Source organism: Streptomyces sp. NPDC051561, from assembly GCF_044454195.1.
Classification (GTDB): domain Bacteria; phylum Actinomycetota; class Actinomycetes; order Streptomycetales; family Streptomycetaceae; genus Streptomyces.
Map to the genome: position 1 here is coordinate 431,427 of NZ_JBITDM010000005.1, position 19,497 is coordinate 450,923.

Annotated in this window: 13 protein-coding genes; 6 read left to right on the forward strand and 7 right to left on the reverse strand. The window is 71.0% G+C overall.

The genetic code is table 11. The annotated features are described in order from the left end of the window. Window positions 1-114 precede the first annotated feature (114 nt). The 4 genes from ACIA73_RS15435 to ACIA73_RS15450 all read left to right on the forward strand — a co-directional run bounded on the left by ACIA73_RS15435 (window position 115) and on the right by ACIA73_RS15450 (window position 5,379). Entirely contained in the window at window positions 115-1,539 is a 1,425-nt protein-coding gene (locus ACIA73_RS15435) for a uracil-xanthine permease family protein (RefSeq protein WP_399438963.1), read from the forward strand. Next, window positions 1,539-2,879, forward strand: coding sequence for an amidohydrolase family protein (locus ACIA73_RS15440; protein ID WP_399438965.1), 1,341 nt, complete (start codon window positions 1,539-1,541; stop codon window positions 2,877-2,879). Before ACIA73_RS15435 ends, ACIA73_RS15440 begins: the two co-directional genes overlap by 1 nt. A 142-nt stretch (window positions 2,880-3,021) precedes the next feature. Continuing rightward, window positions 3,022-4,077 carry an ABC transporter permease gene (locus tag ACIA73_RS15445; RefSeq protein ID WP_399438966.1) on the forward strand — a complete coding sequence of 352 codons (1,056 nt, stop codon included), beginning with the start codon at window positions 3,022-3,024 and terminating at the stop codon, window positions 4,075-4,077. 117 nt (window positions 4,078-4,194) lie between these two features. Then, window positions 4,195-5,379 carry an AAA family ATPase gene (locus ACIA73_RS15450; RefSeq protein ID WP_399438968.1) on the forward strand — a complete coding sequence of 395 codons (1,185 nt, stop codon included), beginning with the start codon at window positions 4,195-4,197 and terminating at the stop codon, window positions 5,377-5,379. Between the two features lie 92 nt (window positions 5,380-5,471). Here ACIA73_RS15450 and adhE read toward each other — a convergent pair whose 3' ends face one another. Further along, entirely contained in the window at window positions 5,472-8,066 is a 2,595-nt protein-coding gene (gene adhE / locus ACIA73_RS15455; protein WP_399438969.1) for a bifunctional acetaldehyde-CoA/alcohol dehydrogenase, read from the reverse strand. Between the two features lie 374 nt (window positions 8,067-8,440). On the opposite strand from adhE, the gene ACIA73_RS15460 reads away from it, so the two are divergent. Continuing rightward, a complete protein-coding gene (locus ACIA73_RS15460; protein WP_399438971.1) occupies window positions 8,441-11,293 on the forward strand; it encodes a M4 family metallopeptidase in 2,853 nt (950 codons plus the stop codon). Between the two features lie 97 nt (window positions 11,294-11,390). Here ACIA73_RS15460 and ACIA73_RS15465 read toward each other — a convergent pair whose 3' ends face one another. From ACIA73_RS15465 to ACIA73_RS15485, 5 genes are all read right to left on the reverse strand, one after another. Next, entirely contained in the window at window positions 11,391-12,479 is a 1,089-nt protein-coding gene (locus tag ACIA73_RS15465) for a S1 family peptidase (protein ID WP_399438973.1), read from the reverse strand. 365 nt (window positions 12,480-12,844) lie between these two features. Next, window positions 12,845-13,669, reverse strand: coding sequence for an SPFH domain-containing protein (locus tag ACIA73_RS15470; RefSeq protein WP_399439049.1), 825 nt, complete (start codon window positions 13,667-13,669; stop codon window positions 12,845-12,847). Between the two features lie 185 nt (window positions 13,670-13,854). Next, on the reverse strand, window positions 13,855-14,730 hold the full coding sequence (locus tag ACIA73_RS15475; protein WP_399439050.1) for a S1 family peptidase: 876 nt from the start codon (window positions 14,728-14,730) through the stop codon (window positions 13,855-13,857). A 369-nt stretch (window positions 14,731-15,099) separates the two neighbouring features. Then, window positions 15,100-15,894 (reverse strand): DUF1684 domain-containing protein, encoded by a 795-nt coding sequence (locus tag ACIA73_RS15480; RefSeq protein ID WP_399439051.1) that lies wholly within the window; start codon window positions 15,892-15,894, stop codon window positions 15,100-15,102. 175 nt (window positions 15,895-16,069) lie between these two features. Next, entirely contained in the window at window positions 16,070-17,404 is a 1,335-nt protein-coding gene (locus tag ACIA73_RS15485) for a DUF5685 family protein (RefSeq protein WP_399438974.1), read from the reverse strand. A 290-nt stretch (window positions 17,405-17,694) separates the two neighbouring features. Between ACIA73_RS15485 and ACIA73_RS15490 the strand changes: the two genes are divergently transcribed. Beyond that, window positions 17,695-18,135 (forward strand): cell division protein SepF, encoded by a 441-nt coding sequence (locus ACIA73_RS15490; protein ID WP_399438975.1) that lies wholly within the window; start codon window positions 17,695-17,697, stop codon window positions 18,133-18,135. Between the two features lie 33 nt (window positions 18,136-18,168). Here ACIA73_RS15490 and ACIA73_RS15495 read toward each other — a convergent pair whose 3' ends face one another. Beyond that, on the reverse strand, window positions 18,169-19,362 hold the full coding sequence (locus ACIA73_RS15495) for an acyl-CoA dehydrogenase family protein (protein ID WP_399438976.1): 1,194 nt from the start codon (window positions 19,360-19,362) through the stop codon (window positions 18,169-18,171). Window positions 19,363-19,497 lie beyond the last annotated feature (135 nt).

Here is a 19,497-nt window from a genome sequence, read left to right on the forward strand (position 1 = left end):
ACCGGCTCCCTACCGTCGCTGACACGTCGGTCATGGCTGCTAACGGCCGACGGGCGACCGGTCTCTCCCGGCGCTAACCAGCCGTCTTCCACCGTGCTGCTTCCGGGAGGAACGATGGCTGCGGCCACAGAGACCGGCACTGATCTCGCACCAGCGGAATCGTCAGGGAAGGCCCGGAACGAGAGCGTCCCCCAGGGCGCCCCTGCGGGTGGGGCGCCGCCCGGCCCGCACCCCGTCGACGTACGCCCGCCCCTGCACCGCATGATCCCGCTGAGCCTCCAGCATCTGCTGATCGCCTACAGCGGGATGGCCACCATGCCCCTCCTGGTGGGCACCGCGCTGAACCTCCCCGAGGACCGGGTACGCCTGCTGATCAGCGCGAACCTGCTGGTCAGCGGCATCGCCACGCTTCTCCAGTGTCTGGGCTTCAAGTGGTTCGGGGCGCGGCTCCCCCTCGTGATGGGGTCGACCTTCACGGCGATCACCCCGGCCGTACTGATCGGCAAGGAGCACGGTCTCGCCGCCGTGTTCGGGGCGACGCTGGTGTCCGGTCTGGTGACCCTGGCGGTCGCGCCGTGGTTCGGCAGGTGCCTGCATCTGTTCCCGCCGCTGGTCACCGGCACCATCATCGCGGTGATCGGGTTCTCGCTGGTGCCGTCGGCGGCCGGGCTGATCACGGGTCACGGGCCCGGCGGTACGGGGGCCGGGGGCCTGGCGCTCGCCGGTGCGACGGTGCTGATCGTGGTGCTGGTGGAACGGCTGGCTCCGCCCGCGGTGGCCCGGCTTTCGGTACTGATCGGGCTGGCGGCCGGGACCGTACTCGCCCTGCCGCTGGGCCTGTTCGACGGGTCGGCGGTGGCGGACGCGGACCTGGCGGCGCTGCCCGACCCGGTCGCTTTCGGGGCGCCGCTCTTCGTGGTGCCGGCGATCGTGGCGATGCTGGTGGTGCAGTTGGTGAACATGGTCGAGTCGGTGGGCGACACCCTGGCGGTCGGGCAGATCGTGGGGCGTGGCGACGACGCTCCGACGGTGACCCGGGCGCTGCGGGCGGACGGGGCGGCGACCGTGGTGTCCGGGGCGCTGGGGTCGTTCCCGATCGTGACGTTCGGGCAGAGCGTGGGGCTGGTGAGCGTGACGAGGGTGGTGAGCCGTCATGTCGTGGCCCTGTCGGGGGCGTTGATGGTGCTGCTAGCGTTCGTGCCGGTGCTGGGTGCGGCGGTGGCGGCCGTCCCGGGACCGGTACTGGGCGGGGTGTCCCTCGTCATGTTCGGCACGGTCGGCGCCGTGGGCCTGCGCATTCTGGGCCGCGCCGATCTGAGCGACGGGCGCAATCTGCTGACGGTCGCGCTGGCTTTCGGGGTGGGCCTGATCCCGGTCGGCGCACCGGAGTTCTACGCACCGCTCCCGACGTATCTGCGCACCGTGCTGGACAGCGGCATCGCCGCGACGGGCCTGCTCGCCTTCGCCCTCAACCTCCTTTTCAACCGCCGTAGGGACCGCAAGGAACCGAGGGGCCTCACGGACAAGGACACCACCTGATGAGCACGGCACCCCTTTCGCACGAGCTGGTCGAGCTGATCGAGAACGTCACGGTGTGGAGCGGCGGGGAGTGGCTCTCCTCCCGCGACGTACATCTGGGGAACGGCCGGGTCACGGCGATCGTTCCCACCGGTCAACTCCCCTCCCCCGCACGCCGGGACACCGTCCTCGACGCGAGCAACGGCCATCTGATCCCCGGCCTGGTGAACACCCACACCCACCTCCACCAGGCCCGGATGCGCGGCATCGGCGAGGGCCGGCCGCTGCTGTCCTGGCTGCTGGAGGTCGGCGAGGAGACCGTCGCCCTCACCCCCGCGCAGGCGTACGCCGCCGCTGCCGCCGCGGCCGTCGAGGCGCTCCGCAGCGGCACCACCACCCTGGTGGAGCACGCCTGGCCGCACCGGAACGCCGAGGTGTACGCCGCCGTGCTGCGCGCCCTCACCGACACCGGCATCCGCGCCGTGCTCTGCCGGGGCGTCGCCGACCGCGCGGACGGCACCCGCAAGTGGGGCAGCGACCCCCGGTTGCTGCAACCCCTGGACGAGGTGTTCGACCACACCGACAAGCTGGCCGCGGACGCCGCCGGGACCCGGGTGTCGCTGGGGCTCGCCGTGCCCAACCCCCGCTCCCTCACCCCCGAAGGGATGCGCGCGGTGCGGGAGTTCGCGGACGCGCGCGGTCTTCCCGTATCGATCCATCTGCTGGAGACCACCACCGACGACGAGATGTGCCGGGAGCACGCGGGGGTGGGGGCGGTGGAGTACCTGGCGCGGGCGGACTTCCTGTGGGAGCGGCTGCTGGCCGTGCACTGCGTGGCGCTGGACGACGCGGGTCAGGCGGAGCTGGCCCGGCGCGGAGTGGCCGTCTCGTACAACCCGCTGAGCAATATGCGCCTGGGCAGCGGCATCGCACCGGTCCCGGACATGCTGGCGGCCGGGCTGCGGGTCGGGCTCGGGGTGGACGGGGCGGCCAGCAACGACACCCAGGACGGTCTGGAGGCGATGCGGATCGGCGCGTACCTCCAGCGGGCCGGGCGGCGCCGGGCCGACCTGCTCGGCTTCCCGGACATGCTGGACATCGCGACGAACGGCGCCAACACCGTCCTCGGCCTGGAGGAGGTCCCGGCCGGAGTCGTCGTGGGGATGCGCGCGGATCTGGTGCTGCACCGCTTCGAGCGCGACTTCGCCTGCCTTCCGGTACGTGACCCGGGCGCGACCCTGCTGACCTGCGCGAGCAACCGCACCGTGGACACCGTGCTGGTCGGCGGGGAGGCGGTCGTCACGGACGGGCGCAGTACGCGGGTGGCGGAGGCGGCACTGGTGCAGGCACTGCTGGCGTAGCCCTTGGGAGGGTGCGGACGGAGGCCACAGGAGGGGAGTTACGGACGTACCCCCCCTCGCGACGCACCTGACGGGCGACGCTCCTCACCCGTTCGGTCCTTCCCCGCCTGCCCCGGCGGGGAAGGACCGGGAGCGTGGGGGCATGAGTCTCGCCTCTGATTTGAAGCAAGCCGTCACGCCACGGGCCGCACTGCTCGTGATCGGTTGCCTCGCGCTGCAGCTGCTGTTCATCACCTCGTACGTGGGGGCGCTGCACAATCCGAAGCCGAAGGACGTGGCGTTCGGCGTGGTGGTGCCCGGACAGGCGCCGCCGCAGATGTCCAAGCAGCTCGTCGAGCAGTTGAACGGGCTGCCCGGTGATCCGCTGGACGCGCGCGAGGTGACGACCGAGGCCGAGGCCCAAAAGCAGATCATGGACCGGAAGATCGACGGGGCACTGCTGGTCAACCCGGCGGGCAAGCAGGACACGCTGCTGGTGGCCTCCGGCGGCGGTGCGGCGCTGTCGACGGCGCTGGGCACGCTCAGCGAGAGGTTCGAGGCGAGCCAGCAGCGCACCGTGAAGACGGTCGACGTGGCCCCCGCCTCACCGCAGGACTTCGACGGTCTGTCGGCCTTCTACCTGGTGGTCGGCTGGTGTGTGGGCGGCTATCTGTGCGCGTCGATCCTGGCGATCAGCGCCGGTTCACGGGCGGCCAGTCCGCAGCGGGCGGGCCTGCGGCTGGGCGCGATGGCGCTCTACTCGATCCTGGGCGGTCTGGGCGGTGCGGTCATCGTCGGCCCGGTCCTGGGGGCGCTGCCCGGCAGTGTGATGGCGCTGTGGGGCCTGGGGGCGCTGGTGGTGTTCGCGGTCGGTGCGCTGACGCTGGCACTCCAGTCGCTGACCGGCATCGTCGGTATCGGCCTCGCGGTGCTGATCGTGGTGATCGGCGGCAATCCGAGTGCGGGCGGTGCGTTCCCGGCGCCGATGCTGCCGCCGTTCTGGCAGACGATCGGCCCGATGCTGCCGCCGGGTGCGGGCACCTGGGCGGCACGCTCCATCGCGTACTTCAAGGGCAACGCGATCTCCGGCTCGCTCCAGGTCCTGGCGATCTGGGCGATCATCGGCACCGTCGTCACCATGGTCATGTCCTCGCTGCGCAGGCCTGCGGTGGAGGGCACGGAGGGCCCCGGCGCGACGCAGACCCCGCAGGGCCCCTGATGCCGGTGTTCGGCGGGTTCGTTCTCTCCCGGTGCGCGAGGCCGGTGCTGCTGCGGTGGGCGCTGCCGGTGGGCCGCTTCCTGACTCCCGAGGCACACCCGGAGGCGTGAGGCACCCATGATCACCACCCTCGCGGTCGAGAACTACCGTTCCCTGCGCAAGCTGGTCGTCGAACTCGGCCGGGTCAATGTGGTCACCGGCGCGAACGGCACCGGGAAGTCCAGCCTCTACCGCGCGCTGCGCCTGCTGGCCGACTCCTCGCGCAACGGTGCGGTGGCGGCGCTGGCCCGCGAGGGCGGCCTGCACTCCACGCTCTGGGCGGGCCCCGAGAAGATCGGCCGTGACGTACGGGAGGGCCGCTACCCGGTGCAGGCGGTGGTCCGCCAGGACCCGGTGAACCTCCGGCTGGGCTTCGCGGGCGACGAGTTCGGGTACGCGATCGACTTCGGCCAGCAGCCCCCGGACGCGCACTCCCTGTTCGGCGGCGACCCGGAGATCAAACGCGAGTGCACCTGGGCCGGCCCGGTACTGCGCCCCGCCGCCCTCCTCTCCGAGCGTGTCGGCCCCTCGGTCAGGGTACGTACGGCGTCCGGGGGCTGGCACCGCTCCCAGGGCGCCGTCCGCCCGTACGACAGCATGCTCAGCGAACTCGCGGACCCCCAGCTCGCCCCCGATCTCCTGCTGTTGCGCGAGCGCATCCGCGACTGGCGCTTCTACGACCACGTCCGCACCGACTCCCACGCCCCGGCCCGCGCCGCCCAGGTCGGCACCCGCACCCCGGTCCTGAGCGCCGACGGCTCCGACCTGGCCGCCGCCCTCCAGACCATCCGCGAGATCGGCGACCACGCGGCGATGGACCGGGCGATCGACGCCGCCTTCCCGGGCAGCCGCGTCTCCATCGCCTCCCACGGCGGCCGCTTCCAGCTCGAACTCCGCCAGCACGGCCTGCTCCGCCCCCTGGGCGCCGCCGAACTCTCCGACGGCACCCTCCGCTATCTCCTGTGGGTGGCTGCCCTCCTCACCCCGCGCCCGCCCACCCTCCTGGTCCTCAATGAACCGGAGACCAGCCTCCACCCGGACCTCCTCGCCCCGCTCGCCGATCTGATCCTGACCGCGAGCCGCAACATCCAGCTGGTGGTGGTCACCCACGCACGCCCGCTCGCCGACGCACTGGAACGGGGCACCCGGCGGGCCCGGATCGACCTCACCACGATCGAGCTGGTCAAGGACTTCGGGCAGACGACGGTGGCGGGGCGGGAGGGCCCGCTGGACGAGCCGCTCTGGTACTGGCCGAAACGCTGACGGACCGGCCGGGGCATGGATGCCCCGGCCGGTCCGTCAGGGGGATTCGGTTCCGGAGGAACCCCTCGGGGCTCAACGAGCCTCCTCCTGGCTCACTTTCCGTAGTAGGCCCGCGTCATCAGCGTCTTCATGTCGTCGATCATCGGCATCCGCGGGTTGGCGGGCGCGCACTGGTCGGCGTAGGCGTTCAGCGCCTGCTGCGGGAGGGCGGCCAGGAAGGCGTCCTCGTCGACACCCTCGGCCTGGAAGGAGTCCGGGATTCCGCAGCGGGTGCGGAGGTCCTCCACCGCGCGGGCGTAGGATTCGACGCCCTCCTCGGGGGTGGCCGCCGGGAGGCCCAGCGCGCGGGCGATCTCCTGGAAGCGCTCCGGGGCGCGGTAGGTCTCGGCCTTGGGCCACGGGGTGGCCTTGGCGGCGACGGTCCCGTTGTGCCGGATGACGTGCGGGAGCAGGAGGGCGTTGGTGCGGCCGTGGGCGACGTGGAAGGTGTTGCCCAGGGTGTGGGCCATGGCGTGGACCAGGCCGAGGAAGGCGTTGGCGAAGGCCATGCCCGCCACCGTGGACGCGTTGTGCATCTTCTCGCGGGCCTCGGGGTCGCCCGCCCCGTCGACCACGCAGCGCTCCAGGTTCTCGAAGATCAGCTTGATGGCCTGGAGGCACAGGCCGTCGGTGTAGTCGTTGGCGTAGACCGAGACATACGCCTCGGTGGCGTGGGTCAGGGCGTCGAAGCCGGAGTCGGCGGTGACCTTGGCGGGCAGCCGCATCGGCAGTGTCGGGTCGACGATGGCGACGTTCGGGGTGAGCGCGTAGTCGGCGAGCGGGTACTTCTGGGCGGCGGCCGGGTCCGAGATCACCGCGAACGGGGTGACCTCCGAGCCGGTGCCGGAGGTGGTCGGGATGGCCACCAGCTGCGCCTTCTCGCCCAGCGCCGGGAACTTGTAGGCGCGCTTGCGGACGTCGAAGAACTTCTCCTTGGTGTCCGCGAACTCCACCTCGGGACGCTCGTACATCAGCCACATGATCTTCGCCGCGTCCATCGGTGAACCGCCGCCGAGCGCGATGATCGTGTCCGGCTCGAACTCCCGCATCATGGCCGCGCCGGCCCGTACCGTCTCCAGCTCGGGGTTGGGCTCGACGGTGTCGATGACCTGGAGGACGACCCGGTCCTCGCGCCCGTTGAGGATGTCGGTGACCCGCTGCACGAAGCCCAGCGCGCTCATCGTCCTGTCGGTGACGAGGGTGACCCGCTTCAGCCCGGCCATCTCGCCGAGGTAGCGCAGGGAGTTGCGCTCGAAGTAGATCTTCGGCGGGACCTTGAACCACTGCATGTTGGTGTTGCGCCGTCCGATCCGCTTGATGTTGAGGAGGTTGACCGCGGTCACGTTGTTGGAGACCGAGTTGTGGCCGTAACTGCCGCAGCCGAGCGTCAGCGAGGGCAGGAAGGCGTTGTAGACGTCGCCGATGCCGCCGAAGGTGGAGGGCGCGTTGACGATCACCCGGACCGCCTTGACCCGCATGCCGAACTCCTCGGCCAGCTCCTCGTTCTCGGTGTGGATGGCGGCGCTGTGGCCCAGACCGTCGAACTCGACCATCTGCGCGGAGAGCTGGAGACCGTGCTCGGTCGAGTCCGCCTTCAGGGCTGCCAGGATCGGGGAGAGCTTCTCGCGGGTCAGCGGCTCACCGGGACCGACCTCGGCGCACTCGGCGATCAGGATCGAGGTGTTCTCCGGGACCGTGAATCCGGCCTGCTCGGCTATCCACTGCGGGGACCTGCCGACGACGGCCGCGTTCAGCTTCGCCCCGGAGCAGTTGGCTCCGTACGCCGTCGTACCGAAGACGAACTCCTCCAGCTTGGTCTTCTCGGCGGCACTCACCACATGGGCGTGCAGCCGCTCGAACTCGGCGATGCCCGCCTCGTAGATCTCCTTGTCCAGGATGACGGCCTGCTCGGAGGCGCAGATCATGCCGTTGTCGAAGGCCTTGGACAGCACGATGTCGTGGACGGCGCGCTCCAGCTTTCCGCTGCGCGGGATGTACGCCGGTACGTTGCCCGCGCCGACGCCGAGGGCCGGCTTGCCGCACGAGTAGGCCGACTTGACCATGGCGTTGCCGCCGGTGGCCAGGATGGTGGAGACGCCCTCGTGGTTCATCAGGAGTCCCGTGGCCTCCATGGAGGGTGCGTCGATCCACTGCACGCAGTCGGCCGGTGCGCCCGCCGCGACGGCGGCGTCGCGGACGATCCGGGCGGCCTCGGCCGAGCAGTTCTGCGCGGACGGGTGGAAGGCGAAGACGATGGGGTTACGGGTCTTCAGCGCGATCAGCGCCTTGAACACGGTGGTCGAGGTCGGGTTGGTGACCGGGGTCATCGCGCAGACCACGCCGACCGGTTCGGCGATCTCGGTGATGCCGCTCAGTTCGTCGCGGCCGACGACACCGACGGTCTTGAGGCCCGCCATCGAGTTGGTCACGTGCTCGCAGGCGAAGAGGTTCTTGACGGCCTTGTCCTCAAAGACTCCCCGGCCGGTCTCGTCGACCGCCTGCTGTGCGAGGTCTCCGTGCGCGGCCAGCGCGGCGAGGGAGGCCTTCTTGACGATGTGGTCGACCTGTTCCTGATCGAGCTCCTCGAACGCGGCGAGCGCGTCGAGCGCCCCCTGGACGAGTCCGTCAACCATCTCCTGGGCCTGCATGACAGGTACTCCTTCGCTGCGGCCTTTTCGCTGATGCCTCCATTCCACCCCTCTCCGGCCGCCCCGATGATCGGCGAACGCCCTCAACAGGCAGGGATAAAGTCCCTCCGATTCCATGGGCCCCTCCCCCGAACCCGCTCTGACCTGCCACAACACCTCAGGACCAAAGCCCCTTGAGACTTTGTGAATGTTTTCACAAGTTTTCGACCAAGGTCTTGCGGAGCGGCCGGTACGACACCGGAGCGGCCGCCACAAGCCCCTGTCCACTAGTGGGCATCGCGCACTACTGGGCAGCCCTATTCCTTGATCAACATCCCGGCAGCGCCTTGCATGAACGAGGAACAGGGCAAGCGACCAGGGAAGTTGGGAACGCCGTGAACAGATACAGACCCTCCGCCCGGATATCCGGGGCCGCCGCGCTGATCGGTGCGGCGGCCCTGCTGACCGGGGTGCTCCCCGCGAGCGCGTCCGCCGCTCCCCCGCGGCAGCCCCCGGTGGACGTCGTCCCCGGCGAGGGCACCGCCACCCCGGCCCTGGTCTCCGGCATCACCGAACCGGCCGCCGCCACCGGCAGCCCGGCCGACGCGGCCCGCGGCCACCTCGCCGCCAAGAAGAGCCGTTACGCCATCGCCGACCCGGCCCGCGACCTCACCCCGAAGGACACCGTCCGCGACGGCGACGCCGAAACGGTCCGCTTCCAGCAGAAGCACCGCGGCGTCGAGGTCTTCGGCGGCCAGTACCTGGTCCGGATGACCGGACAGGGCGCCGACCGCGTCGTCACCGGCACCGCGGGCAAGTACTTCACCGGCCTCCAGGTGTCGACCGAGGCCGAGGTCCCGGCCGCCACCGCCGTCCAGCGGGCCGTCGCCTCGGTGCGCGGCAGCCTCGGCGGCCCCGGCGCCCCCCGCCTCGTACCGCAGCACCCGAAGGGCGGGCCGAAGGCCGGGTCCACCGATCTGAAGGGGACTGCGCGCGGTCCGGTCGTCCTGCCGCGCGGCAGGGGCGTGCTCGCCCACCACGTCACCGTCACCGGCTTCGACCCCCTCGCCCAGCGGCCGGTCAAGCAGGAGGTGTACGTCGACGCCCGCGCGGGACACCCCGTGCTGTCGTACTCCGGCATCAGGACGATGAACGGGGAGTCGCAGGCGCCGTACGGGCCGAAGGGCCCCCAGCCCCTCCGGCAGGCCCCCGCCCCCGGCCCGCAGGACCCTGCCCAGCAGGCCCGCGGCAAGAAGCCGCCGAAGCCCAGGTTCCCCGGCACCACCGGCAAGGGCGTCAGGCTCGACGGCAAGAAGGTCGGGCTGGAGATCACCGAGGAGGACGGCGCCTACCTCCTCAGGGACTACTCGCGCGCCTGGAAGACCACCAGGAACGCCCTCACCACCTGGGACGCCACCGGTGTCGACGTCGGTGACGCGGCGGAGAAGTGGCCCGCCGGGATCAGGGAGGTCGCCTCGAAGAGCAAGAAGTTCGGGAAGGCGGCCACCGATTCGGGGGCGGTCGACGCGCACTGGGCGGCCGGCGAGGTCCACGACTACTTCAAGAAGAAGCACGGCCGCGACAGCCTGGACGGGCGCGGCATGGCCATCAACTCGCTGGTCGGCGTGACCGAGTACGGATTCCCGTACGTCAACGCCTTCTGGGACGGCGAGAAGATGGTCTACGGCGGCGGCAACGAGGAGTTCAAGACCCTCTCCGCCGACCTGGACGTGGTCGGCCACGAGATGACCCACGGTGTGGTCCAGCACACCGCGAACCTCGTCTACACCGGCCAGTCCGGCGCCCTCAACGAGGCGGTCGCCGACTACTTCGGCAACGCCATCGATGTCGACCACTCCCGCACCCCGGCCCGCGACGCCGGACTGATCGGCGAGAACCTCTGCCGCACGCTGAAGCCCCGCGAGTGCGCGATGCGCGACCTCAACGACGGCCGTACGACGTCCAAGGACTTCCTCGGCGTCACCCACGGCAACGACAACGGCGGGGTGCACCTCAACTCGACCATCGTGGGCGGCGCCTTCTGGGACATCCGCGAGGAGCTGGGCGGCAAGCTCGCCGACCGCATCGTCTACAAGGCGCTGAGCGAGTACCTCACCCCGCTGGACGGCTTCACCGCCGCCCGGCACGCGACCGTCGCCGCCGCCAAGGACCTCGGCGTCAAGGGGCGTCAACTGCGGTCCGTGGAACGGGCGTTCACCGCGCACGGCATCGTGCCCGGCTGGGAGCAAGCCATCGGCGTCGACTCCGACCCGCTCGCCACCGACCTCAACACCAGGGGCGTGGAAGCGGGCGCGGGCGGCGGCTGGTGGGCCGCCTCCCGGTCCAACGACGACGGCAGCGAGGCGTACTCGGTGTACGCGGGCCGTACCGACGGCAAGGGACCGGGCACGAGGATCAGCCCCAACGACGGGCGCTACCACGTCTCCCCCGACACCGACGGCACCACCGTGGTGTGGGTCGCGGTCGGCCCGCAGGGCTCCGAGGTACTGTCCCGCCCGGTCAGGGGCGGGCCGGTCCGCAGCCTGCGCACCACCGCGAGCCAGGCCGGCGCCGTACATGTCTCCGGCACCACGGTGACCTGGCAGGAGGCCGACGCGGACCGCAAGCCCAGGGTGGCGTACCTGCGCGGCAACGAGCGCGTCCCGCGCTTCGCCGACAACGGCGACGCGGACATCACCACCGCGCTGCCCACGCTGCACGGCGACAAGCTCGCCTACGCCAAGCTGTTCCGCAACGCGGAGGGCTACCAGGACATCTCCACCGAGATCCTGGACCTGTCCACCGGCAAGCAGACCCTGCTGCCCGCCAAGGGCGGCATGCTCGGCATCTCGTCCCCGGTGATCACCGGCAAGCACCTGTACTGGCTGGTCGACGACATCATGGACGACAACCGGCAGACCCTGCGCCGCGCGAACCTCGACGGCACCGGGATGACCGATGTGGTCCCCGAGGACTCCGACCACTCGTACATCTGGACGCTGGACGCCACCGACCAGGCGCTCTCGTACGCGTACTGGAAGCCCAGGGCGGGCGGCGGCTGGGCCAACGACAACCTGCCCAAGCTGGTGCAGAGCGACGTCGACGGCAAGAACCCGCAGCGCGTCTCCTGCAACCGGGGCGAGCAGTACGGCGGGGCGGCCGACACCGGCACCCGGGTGGTGTGGATCGACGGCACCACCGGTCACACCGATCTGGTGACGCGGGAGCGCCCGGCGGGCCGCTGCTGAGCGCGCGCCGCTCCAAAAACGGTACGAAGCCCCGGCCCACCGCGCGCAGCGGTGGGCCGGGGCTTCACCCGTACTCGGCTCCGGGCTCGGCCCGGGGTCAGCCGATCTCGGTGCCCGTCGCCGCGAGCGCGGCCGGGACCGGCTGGAAGAAGGTCTCGCCGCCGGCGGAGCAGTCGCCGCTGCCGCCGGAGGTCAGGCCCAGTGCGGTGTCGCCCGCGAAGAGCGCGCCGCCGCTGTCGCCGGGCTCGGCGCAGACGGTGGTCTGGATGAGGCCGTTGACGACCTGGCCGTTGCCGTAGTTCACGGTGGCGTCGAGGCCGGTGACCTCGCCGTCGTGGACCTGAGTGGTGGAGCCGCTGCGCTGCACCTTCTGGCCGACGGTGGCGTCGCCCGCCTTGGTGATTGCCTGGGTGCTGCCGTTGTAAAGGTTCACCTCGCTGGGGTGCGGGGTGTCGCCCGAGTACTTCACCAGGCCGTAGTCGCTGCCGGGGAAGTTGGAGTCGGCGGTCTTGCCGATCTCCGCGCCGCCCTGCTTGTCCGACCAGCTCTGGATGTCGGCGGTGCAGTGACCGGCGGTGAGGAAGTGGGGTTCGCCGCCCTTGGTCACGTTGAAGCCGAGCGAGCAGCGTGCGGAGGCTCCGTAAATGGCGTCACCGCCCGCGATCAGGGGCTTGAACTCCCCCTTGGAATGCTTCAGTTGAGCCTTGGAGCCGAGCGCCTTGACGGTCTCGGTGAGCTTGGCGAGGCTGGCGCCCTTCACCGTGCGGTCGGCCGTCACCACGATCTTGTTGCTGACCGGGTCGGTCGCCCAGGAGGTACCGGGGATGGTGGCCTTGCCCTTGAGGGTCGTACGGGCGGACTTCAGCTCGGCCAGCGTGTGCTCGACGATTCTGGCCTGGCCGCCGGCAGCGCGGACGGTGTCGGCGGCCGCCTTGTCGGTGACGTTGACGACGAGGGACTTGGCCTTGGCGTCGTAGTAGGACCCGGCCGCCTCACCGCCGAGCTGCTTGGTCAGGGTCGAGGCGAGCTGGGTGGCACCCGAAGCGGACAGCGACTTGAGGGCAACCGTGGGGGCGCTGCCTTCGCTCGCGTTCGCAGTCTGGAAGGTGATGCCCGTGGCGACCAGGGCGACTGCGGCGGCTCCTGCCGCTGCGGCGCGCCGCTTCGGTATGCGTCGGTGCTTCACAAGTGACCTCCTGTGGGGGGTCCGGACCCGGAAATGTGGGGGTGGGCCCGGGTGAGGCCCCACTATTCACAGCCGGACCGGGGGCACACAAGGTCGACTTCCAGACGCGCACACGACAACTACCGCACGCCCCCTTTCCCTTGACATGCCGCTCCTGTGCCGCCGCTGTGCCCACTGCGTCACATTCGCGAACACCCCCCGCAACCACCGAACCCCCCAACGTAAGGTCTACGCCTGTCCGATTCCGCCCCCTCCCCGCTCTACCCTGCCCGCTTGGGCGGCGGGGCCGCCCCCGGCGGCGGAACGGGCGGGCAAGGGGGCGGCCCCCCACGGAGTGGCACCCCACCCCGCCCCGGCCCACCCCTTCAGTCGCCCGAGGTGACAGGAGGAGGCTCCTCCCGCCGCACGTCCCCGCCCCCCGCCGGAGGCAAAGGCGCTGCCCTCTCCAAGAACCTCAGCAGTTCCACCGGAAACGGCAGCACCAACGTCGAGTTCTTCTCCGCCGCCACCGCCACCACCGTCTGCAACAGCCTCAGCTGCAACGCCGCCGGCTGCTCCGACATCACCCCGGCCGCCTCCGCCAGCTTCCTGGACGCCTGGAGTTCCGCGTCGGCGTTGATGATCCGGGCCCGGCGTTCACGGTCGGCCTCCGCCTGGCGGGCCATCGAGCGCTTCATGGTCTCCGGGAGGGAGACGTCCTTGATCTCGACCCGGTCGATCTGGACGCCCCACCCGACCGCGGGGCTGTCGATCATCACCTCCAGGCCCTGGTTGAGCTGTTCGCGGTTGGACAGCAGATCGTCCAGGTTGCTCTTGCCGATGATGGAGCGCAGCGACGTCTGCGCCATCTGCGACACCGCGAACCGGTAGTCCTCGACCCGGACCAGCGCGTCCGCCGCGTCGACCACCTTGAAGTAGATGACGGCGTCGACGCGGACGGTGACGTTGTCCCGTGTGATGCCGTCCTGCGCCGGCACCGGCAGCGTCACGATCTGCATGTTCACCTTGGAGAGCCGGTCGATGAACGGCACCACCATGGTGAACCCCGGCCCGCGCACCGCGTCCCTGAGCTTCCCGAGGCGGAAGACCACCCCCCGCTCGTACTGCTTGACCACCCTGGCCGCCGCCATCACGTACACGACCCCGGCACCGGCGACCGCCGCGCCCGCAGTCAACAACTCCTCGACCATCACGGCCCCCTGGAGCCCCAGAACTCCCACCATCTCCGGACATGTCTCCAGAAGAAGGTAACCCCGGGGACCGACAGTCGACAGGCCCCCGTCCGGAGGAGTCCGGAACGGGGGCCTGACTGCTGCTGGCTGCAGTGAGTGGAACCTTGGGGGAGCACCGGTGGCGAGTGTCCCCCGGCAGATCCCTAGTAGATGCTGACTCCGTACGCGCTCAGCGCCTCGGTGACGGGCTGGAAGAAGGTCGTACCGCCGGACGAGCAGTTGCCGCTGCCGCCCGAGGTGAGACCGATCGCGCGGCTGCCGGAGTACAGCGGGCCACCGCTGTCGCCGGGTTCGGCGCACACATTGGTGCGGATCATGCCGTAGACCACGTCGCCGCCGCCGTAGTTGACGGTCGCGTTCAGGCCGTTGACGGTGCCGCTGTGGATGCCGGTGGTGGAGCCGCGCCGGGTGACGCTCATACCGACGGTGGCGTTGGCGGCGCTGGTGATGTCGACGCTGCCGACGGTGCCCGGGTGGGCGATCGCGGTGTTGTCGTAGCGCAGGATGCCGTAGTCGTTGACCGGGAAGCTGGAGCCCGTGGTGGGTCCGATCCGGGTCGTACGGGCCGAGTTGGTGAACCAGGCCGGGTTGCCGTCGGTGCAGTGACCGGCGGTCAGCGCGTAGTACGTGGTGCCCTTGCGGACGTTGAAGCCGAGCGAACAGCGCCAGCTGGGCGCGTAGATGGCGTCGCCGCCGGACAGGAGCTTGGAGAACTTGCCGGGGGTGCGCTCGATGCGCAGCCCGCGCGCCTGGTCACCGGCGGCCTGCCGGATCTTGGCGATCTCGGCGCCGGAGACGGTGCTGTCCGCGGTGACGACGAGGGTGCGGGTGGCCTGGTCGATGTGCCAGGCGGTGCCTGCCACGTCCGCGCCGAGGACGGCGGCCTGGGCGGAGACGAGCTGGTTGGCGCTCAACGCTGAAGAAGCGGCGGCCTGTTGGGCCTGGGCGTTCGGTACGGCGAGGGCGGCGGTGGCGGCGAGTCCTGCCGCCACGGCCAAAAATCGGACACGTCTCGCCATACCGCCGCGCGGTGTGGTGGTGCGCTCTTTCCTCACTTGTCGTTCCTCCCGAGGGGAATCGGGGGCCCGGTGCGGTGTGGGGTCTTTCCCGGGGCCCGTGAGGCGCAGCCATGGTCCCGCGAGGTACCGGCCGGTTCTTCCGGCTGCCCGCGTGCCCCTGACAAGCGCTGTCTCGGGAGTATTCGGGCCCCCACACCCCGGCGCAAGGGCGTGTTTCAGCCTTGCCCGGGCGTACCGGAGCGTGAGCGGCCGCGAGGAGGGCGGCAGACGAAGGGGACGTGCGAAAGCCCCGGTGCCTGTGCGGCGACCGGGGCTCCAGTGACGCGTGGGACGCGGCCTCTCCGAGCCGGCCCGGGTGGCGTGATCCCCTTACTTCTCCTGCTTGTTGAGCTCTCCCGCCGGGATGCCGAACGGCAGGGTGTTGCCCGGCGGCGGGAAGGGGCAGATGAAGTGGTCGGCGAAGGCGCACGGCGGCAGCAGCGTCCGGTTGAAGTCCACGCTCACCGACCCGTCGGCGTCCGGCACGCCGGGCCGCAGGAAGCGGAACCGGTAGCTGCTCTTCCCGCTGTCCGCGTCGGCGAAGACCGCCCACAGCGATCCGTCGTCCTCGACCGCGACGTGCAGCGAGTGCTCACCGCCGCCGTGCGCGAAGACGATCTCCCCGCCGAGCCCGAGCCCTCGCTCGCGCCCGTCCGCGTTCTCCACCTGGATGGTGCGGCTCTCTCCGTACGGCACGAAGCGGCCCGGCAGCACCCAGTCCGGGTCGTAGGGCCCCGCCTCGATGCCCGCGAACGCGCGCCGCGCCGGGGACTGCGCGTCGAAGTCGCGTACCGCCCACTGCCCCTCACGGCTGAGCACGACGAGGCGCCGCTCCCCCGCGCCGACCCGTGACTCGGGGATCGGCCCGCGGTCGGCGCCGAGTCGCACCTCACCGGCGAGCGGCTGCCCGTCGACGACGATCCCGTCCGCTGCCACGGCGGTCAGCACCACTTCCGCACCGTCCTGGCGCCACTCCCCCGGCACGCCGTCGATACGGCCCTCGGGGTGGTCGGCGAGCCAGTGGGTGCCGGAGAGGGAGAGCGGTCCGTACGGCGAGGACACCGTCTCCTCCCGCCGGGCGTGCCACCGCTCCCAGTCGGCCCGCGGGTTGGCGTCGCTGCTCATGCTGCTGCTGGTCATGCGCTCCAGCCTTCCACACGGGTCGGACATTCGCCCGAATCCCGGCACCGCGGAAGCCCCGTTCACGCAAAGTTCAAGAGCGGGCGCCCACGAGCGGGGGCCGGAGCGCGGGGTCATGAGTGCCGGGGTGCGGACGCCGGCCCCTAGCAGCTGCCGACCCCTAGCAGCTGCAGTCGCAGCCGCCACAGTCACAGTTGCCGCAGTCGCAGTTGTCGCAGCAGCCCTTGCGCTTCTTCCGCGACCAGGCGCCCTCGTACTCGTCCGCGCAGCACACCTTGCAGGTGCAGCACAGCCCGATCGCCACCGCACACCCGGCCCAGAATCCGCGCGGCCCCTTCCGCTCCGGCGGCGTCGGCTTACCACCGAGGAAGTCACCGCCACCACCGCCGAAACCGCCACCGCCGTGGCCGCCGCCACCGCCGGGCGGCACACTCTGCCCCGGCCCTCCGGCGTACGGGCCGGGGGCGCCACCGCCGTACGGATTGTTGGAGGCGTACGGGCCACCGGCCCCGTACGGCCCGCCCTGCGGATACCCGCCCTGCCCCTGCTGCCCGCCCTGCCCCGGATACCCGGGCTGCTGCCCGCCCCCGGCCGGCGGCCCGTAGGCCTGCGCCTGCCCCTCGTGCCGGTGCCCGCACCCACCCGTGCCGAACACCCGGTCCACCGACTCCTCCAGCTCGTGCGCCAGCAGCCGGTGCACCAGCCGCGAGTCCACGAACTCCACGTCCTTGAGCGCGAGCCGCACCCCGTGCACCGCGTCGTCGCAGAGCCGCCGCGCCTCGGCGAGCGGGGTCGCGGTGGCGGTCAGCGGATTCCAGGCCCCTGACGCATCGTCAGCCACCTGGTCCTCGACGGCGTCCAGCAGATGCGCGAGCCGCCCGAAGAGCTTTCCGGCCTCGGCCAGCGGGGCCGCGTTGCCGGGCCTGCCCGCGAGTACGGCGGTGTGTGCGAAGGCGGCCGCGGTGGCGGTCTCGGTGGGCTCCGTCACGAAGAGGAGCGAGGTGCCGATGCCCGCGAGGGACTCGATGCCGCCCTGCCGGTCGACGGCGTCCACCAGTACCGCCGTATCGAAACCGAGCGAGGCTCCGGCCCTGGCTCCGGCCCTGTCCCAGCTCGTGGCGAGCCTGCGGGCGGCGACGGCGACCGGCCGACGGGCCAACAGGCCGTCCCGGTCGGCGACGTGGTCCCGGATCTTCGCCGAGGCCAGCACCAGCGAGACCGCGGCGGCGAGCCTGGCGCCCTCACCCTGCGCGACCGGCGCGGTGCGCATCGCGCGCAGCGGGCACGGGCCCGCGGTGCGGCGCCAGTCGGTGGACCGCACGGACTGAGCCTCCGTCAGAACCGAACCGATCAGGCCGTCGTAGTTGGTGACGATGCGTGAGAACTGCCCGTGATCCTTGCGAAGTGCCAGGCAGAGCCCGCAGAGATGGGCCATCCACTCGGTCCTGAGGCTCTCCCCGAGCCGGTGCGAGCAAGGTCTGACAATGCCGAACATTCTGTGCCCCCGTACTGCGATGACCCGCCCACTGAACAGTCCGTCAGGCATCGTACAGACGGCGTATGTTCACCCGTCCGACCACCCGCTCACCCATCTGGCCCGATGGTGCGATTTACACTCTCCCGGCGGCCCCCGCCACGGTAGAACCCAAGGAAATCGCCACAACTTCTGCACCAGTACCGTCACGAAACCCCTGCGCGCCGACTATCCACTTGGCGCGCAATCCGCATGATGGACGACCATAGGGGGAGCGGAACACAAACAGACCGCGGTGAGAGGAGGCGTTCATGGGATCGGTGCGCAAGGCAAGTGCCTGGCTCGGACTCGTCGAGGACAGCGACGACGACCGCTACTACGACGACGAGTACGCCGAGGGGAACAACGAGACACCCGAGCCCTGGGTCACGGACCCCCGGGTCCGTGTCGTCTCCGAGAAGGCCGAGGACACCGGTCGCCGCATCGCGACCGTCTCTCCCGACGGCTTCCGTGACGCGCGCGGCATCGGCGAACTGTTCCGGGACGGCGTCCCGGTGATCGTGAACCTGACGGCCATGGAACCCGGGGACGCCAAGCGCGTCGTCGACTTCGCGGCCGGCCTGACCTTCGGTCTGCGCGGCTCCATCGAGCGCGTGGCCACCCGGGTCTTCCTGCTGACCCCCGCCGACACGAGCATCGTGAGCGGCGAGGCCGCCGGCCGTCAGACCGGCGGCTTCTTCAACCAGAGCTGAGGGTGTCAGTGGAGGGGTGCTGTGTGGTGCCGCTCACCGGAACGCGTCGAGTCCGGTGAGCGCCTTGCCCAGCACCAGTTGGTGCATTTCCACGGTGCCCTCGTAGGTGAGCACCGATTCCAGATTGGTGGCGTGACGCATCACGGGGTACTCCAGCGAGATCCCGTTGGCACCGAGAATCGTCCGGCTGGTACGGCAGATCTCGATCGCCTCGCGGACGTTGTTGAGCTTGCCGAAGCTGACCTGCTCCGGACGGAGCTTCCCGGCGTCCAGGCGCGTTCCCAGGTGGTGGGCGAGCAGGATGCCCTTGTGGAGTTCGACGGCCATGTCGGCGAGCTTGGCCTGGGTGAGCTGGAAGCCGCCGATGGGCCTGCCGAACTGTTCGCGCGTCTTCGCGTAGTCGACCGCCGCCTCGAAGGAGGCGCGGGCCGCTCCCATCGAGCCCCAGACGATTCCGTACCGCGCGTGGCTCAGGCAGCTCAACGGCCCCTTGAGTCCCACCACGTCCGGAAGTACGGCGTCGGCGGGCAGCCGCACCTCGTCCAGCACCAGTTCGCTGGTGACCGAGGCGCGCAGCGACCACTTGTGATGGATCTCCGGGGCAGAGAAGCCGGGACTGCCGGTCGGGACGACGAAGCCCCGGATGCCCTCGTCGGTCTGCGCCCAGACGACGGCGACCCCGGCCACCGAGCCGTTGGTGATCCACATCTTGCGCCCGGTGAGCACCCAGTCGGTGCCGTCCTTCTTGGCGTACGTCCGCATGCCGGCCGGGTCGGAGCCGTGGTCGGGTTCGGTGAGGCCGAAGCAGCCGATGGTCTCGCCGGACGCCATGGACGGCAGCCAGCGCTGCTTCTGCCCCTCGGAGCCGAAGCGCCAGATCGCGTACATGGCCAGTGAGCCCTGTACGGAGACCAGGGAGCGGATGCCGGAGTCGGCGGCCTCCAGCTCCAGGCAGGCCAGGCCGTACTGGACGGCGGTGGCGCCCGCGCAGCCGTACCCGGTCAGGGACATGCCGAGCGCGCCGAGCGAGCCCAGTTCGCGGGCCAGTTCGCGGATGCCGGGGAGTTCGCCGCGCTCGTACCAGTCGGCGATGTGCGGCAGGACCCGGCTCGACGCCCAGTCGCGGACGGTCGAGCGGATCGCCAGGTCCTCGGGGCCGAGCAGGTCGTCGATGCCGAGCGGGTCGGCGGGGTCGAACGGCGGAAGCTTCGCGGGACGTGCGGACATGCGGGCCCTCCGGCGGCTCTCGGAAGATTAACTAGCAGTGGTAGTTAAAGCTCCCGGCCGACGTTACGGGCCCTGGGTGCCGCCGTCCAGGCCCACCCGCGCTCGGCAGCCCCGGTTCCCCCGCCCGGGCCCACC

Bases quoted from the DNA above. Each gene is read 5' to 3' on its own strand.
- ACIA73_RS15480 (WP_399439051.1), bottom strand. From the start codon at position 15,894: ATGAGCAGCGACGCCAACCCGCGGGCCGACTGGGAGCGGTGGCACGCC.
- ACIA73_RS15435 (WP_399438963.1), top strand. From the start codon at position 115: ATGGCTGCGGCCACAGAGACCGGCACTGATCTCGCACCAGCGGAATCG.
- ACIA73_RS15470 (WP_399439049.1), bottom strand. From the start codon at position 13,669: ATGGTCGAGGAGTTGTTGACTGCGGGCGCGGCGGTCGCCGGTGCCGGG.
- adhE (WP_399438969.1), bottom strand. From the start codon at position 8,066: ATGCAGGCCCAGGAGATGGTTGACGGACTCGTCCAGGGGGCGCTCGAC.
- ACIA73_RS15475 (WP_399439050.1), bottom strand. From the start codon at position 14,730: ATGGCGAGACGTGTCCGATTTTTGGCCGTGGCGGCAGGACTCGCCGCC.
- ACIA73_RS15450 (WP_399438968.1), top strand. From the start codon at position 4,195: ATGATCACCACCCTCGCGGTCGAGAACTACCGTTCCCTGCGCAAGCTG.
- ACIA73_RS15440 (WP_399438965.1), top strand. From the start codon at position 1,539: ATGAGCACGGCACCCCTTTCGCACGAGCTGGTCGAGCTGATCGAGAAC.
- ACIA73_RS15490 (WP_399438975.1), top strand. From the start codon at position 17,695: ATGGGATCGGTGCGCAAGGCAAGTGCCTGGCTCGGACTCGTCGAGGAC.
- ACIA73_RS15495 (WP_399438976.1), bottom strand. From the start codon at position 19,362: ATGTCCGCACGTCCCGCGAAGCTTCCGCCGTTCGACCCCGCCGACCCG.
- ACIA73_RS15485 (WP_399438974.1), bottom strand. From the start codon at position 17,404: ATGTTCGGCATTGTCAGACCTTGCTCGCACCGGCTCGGGGAGAGCCTC.
- ACIA73_RS15445 (WP_399438966.1), top strand. From the start codon at position 3,022: ATGAGTCTCGCCTCTGATTTGAAGCAAGCCGTCACGCCACGGGCCGCA.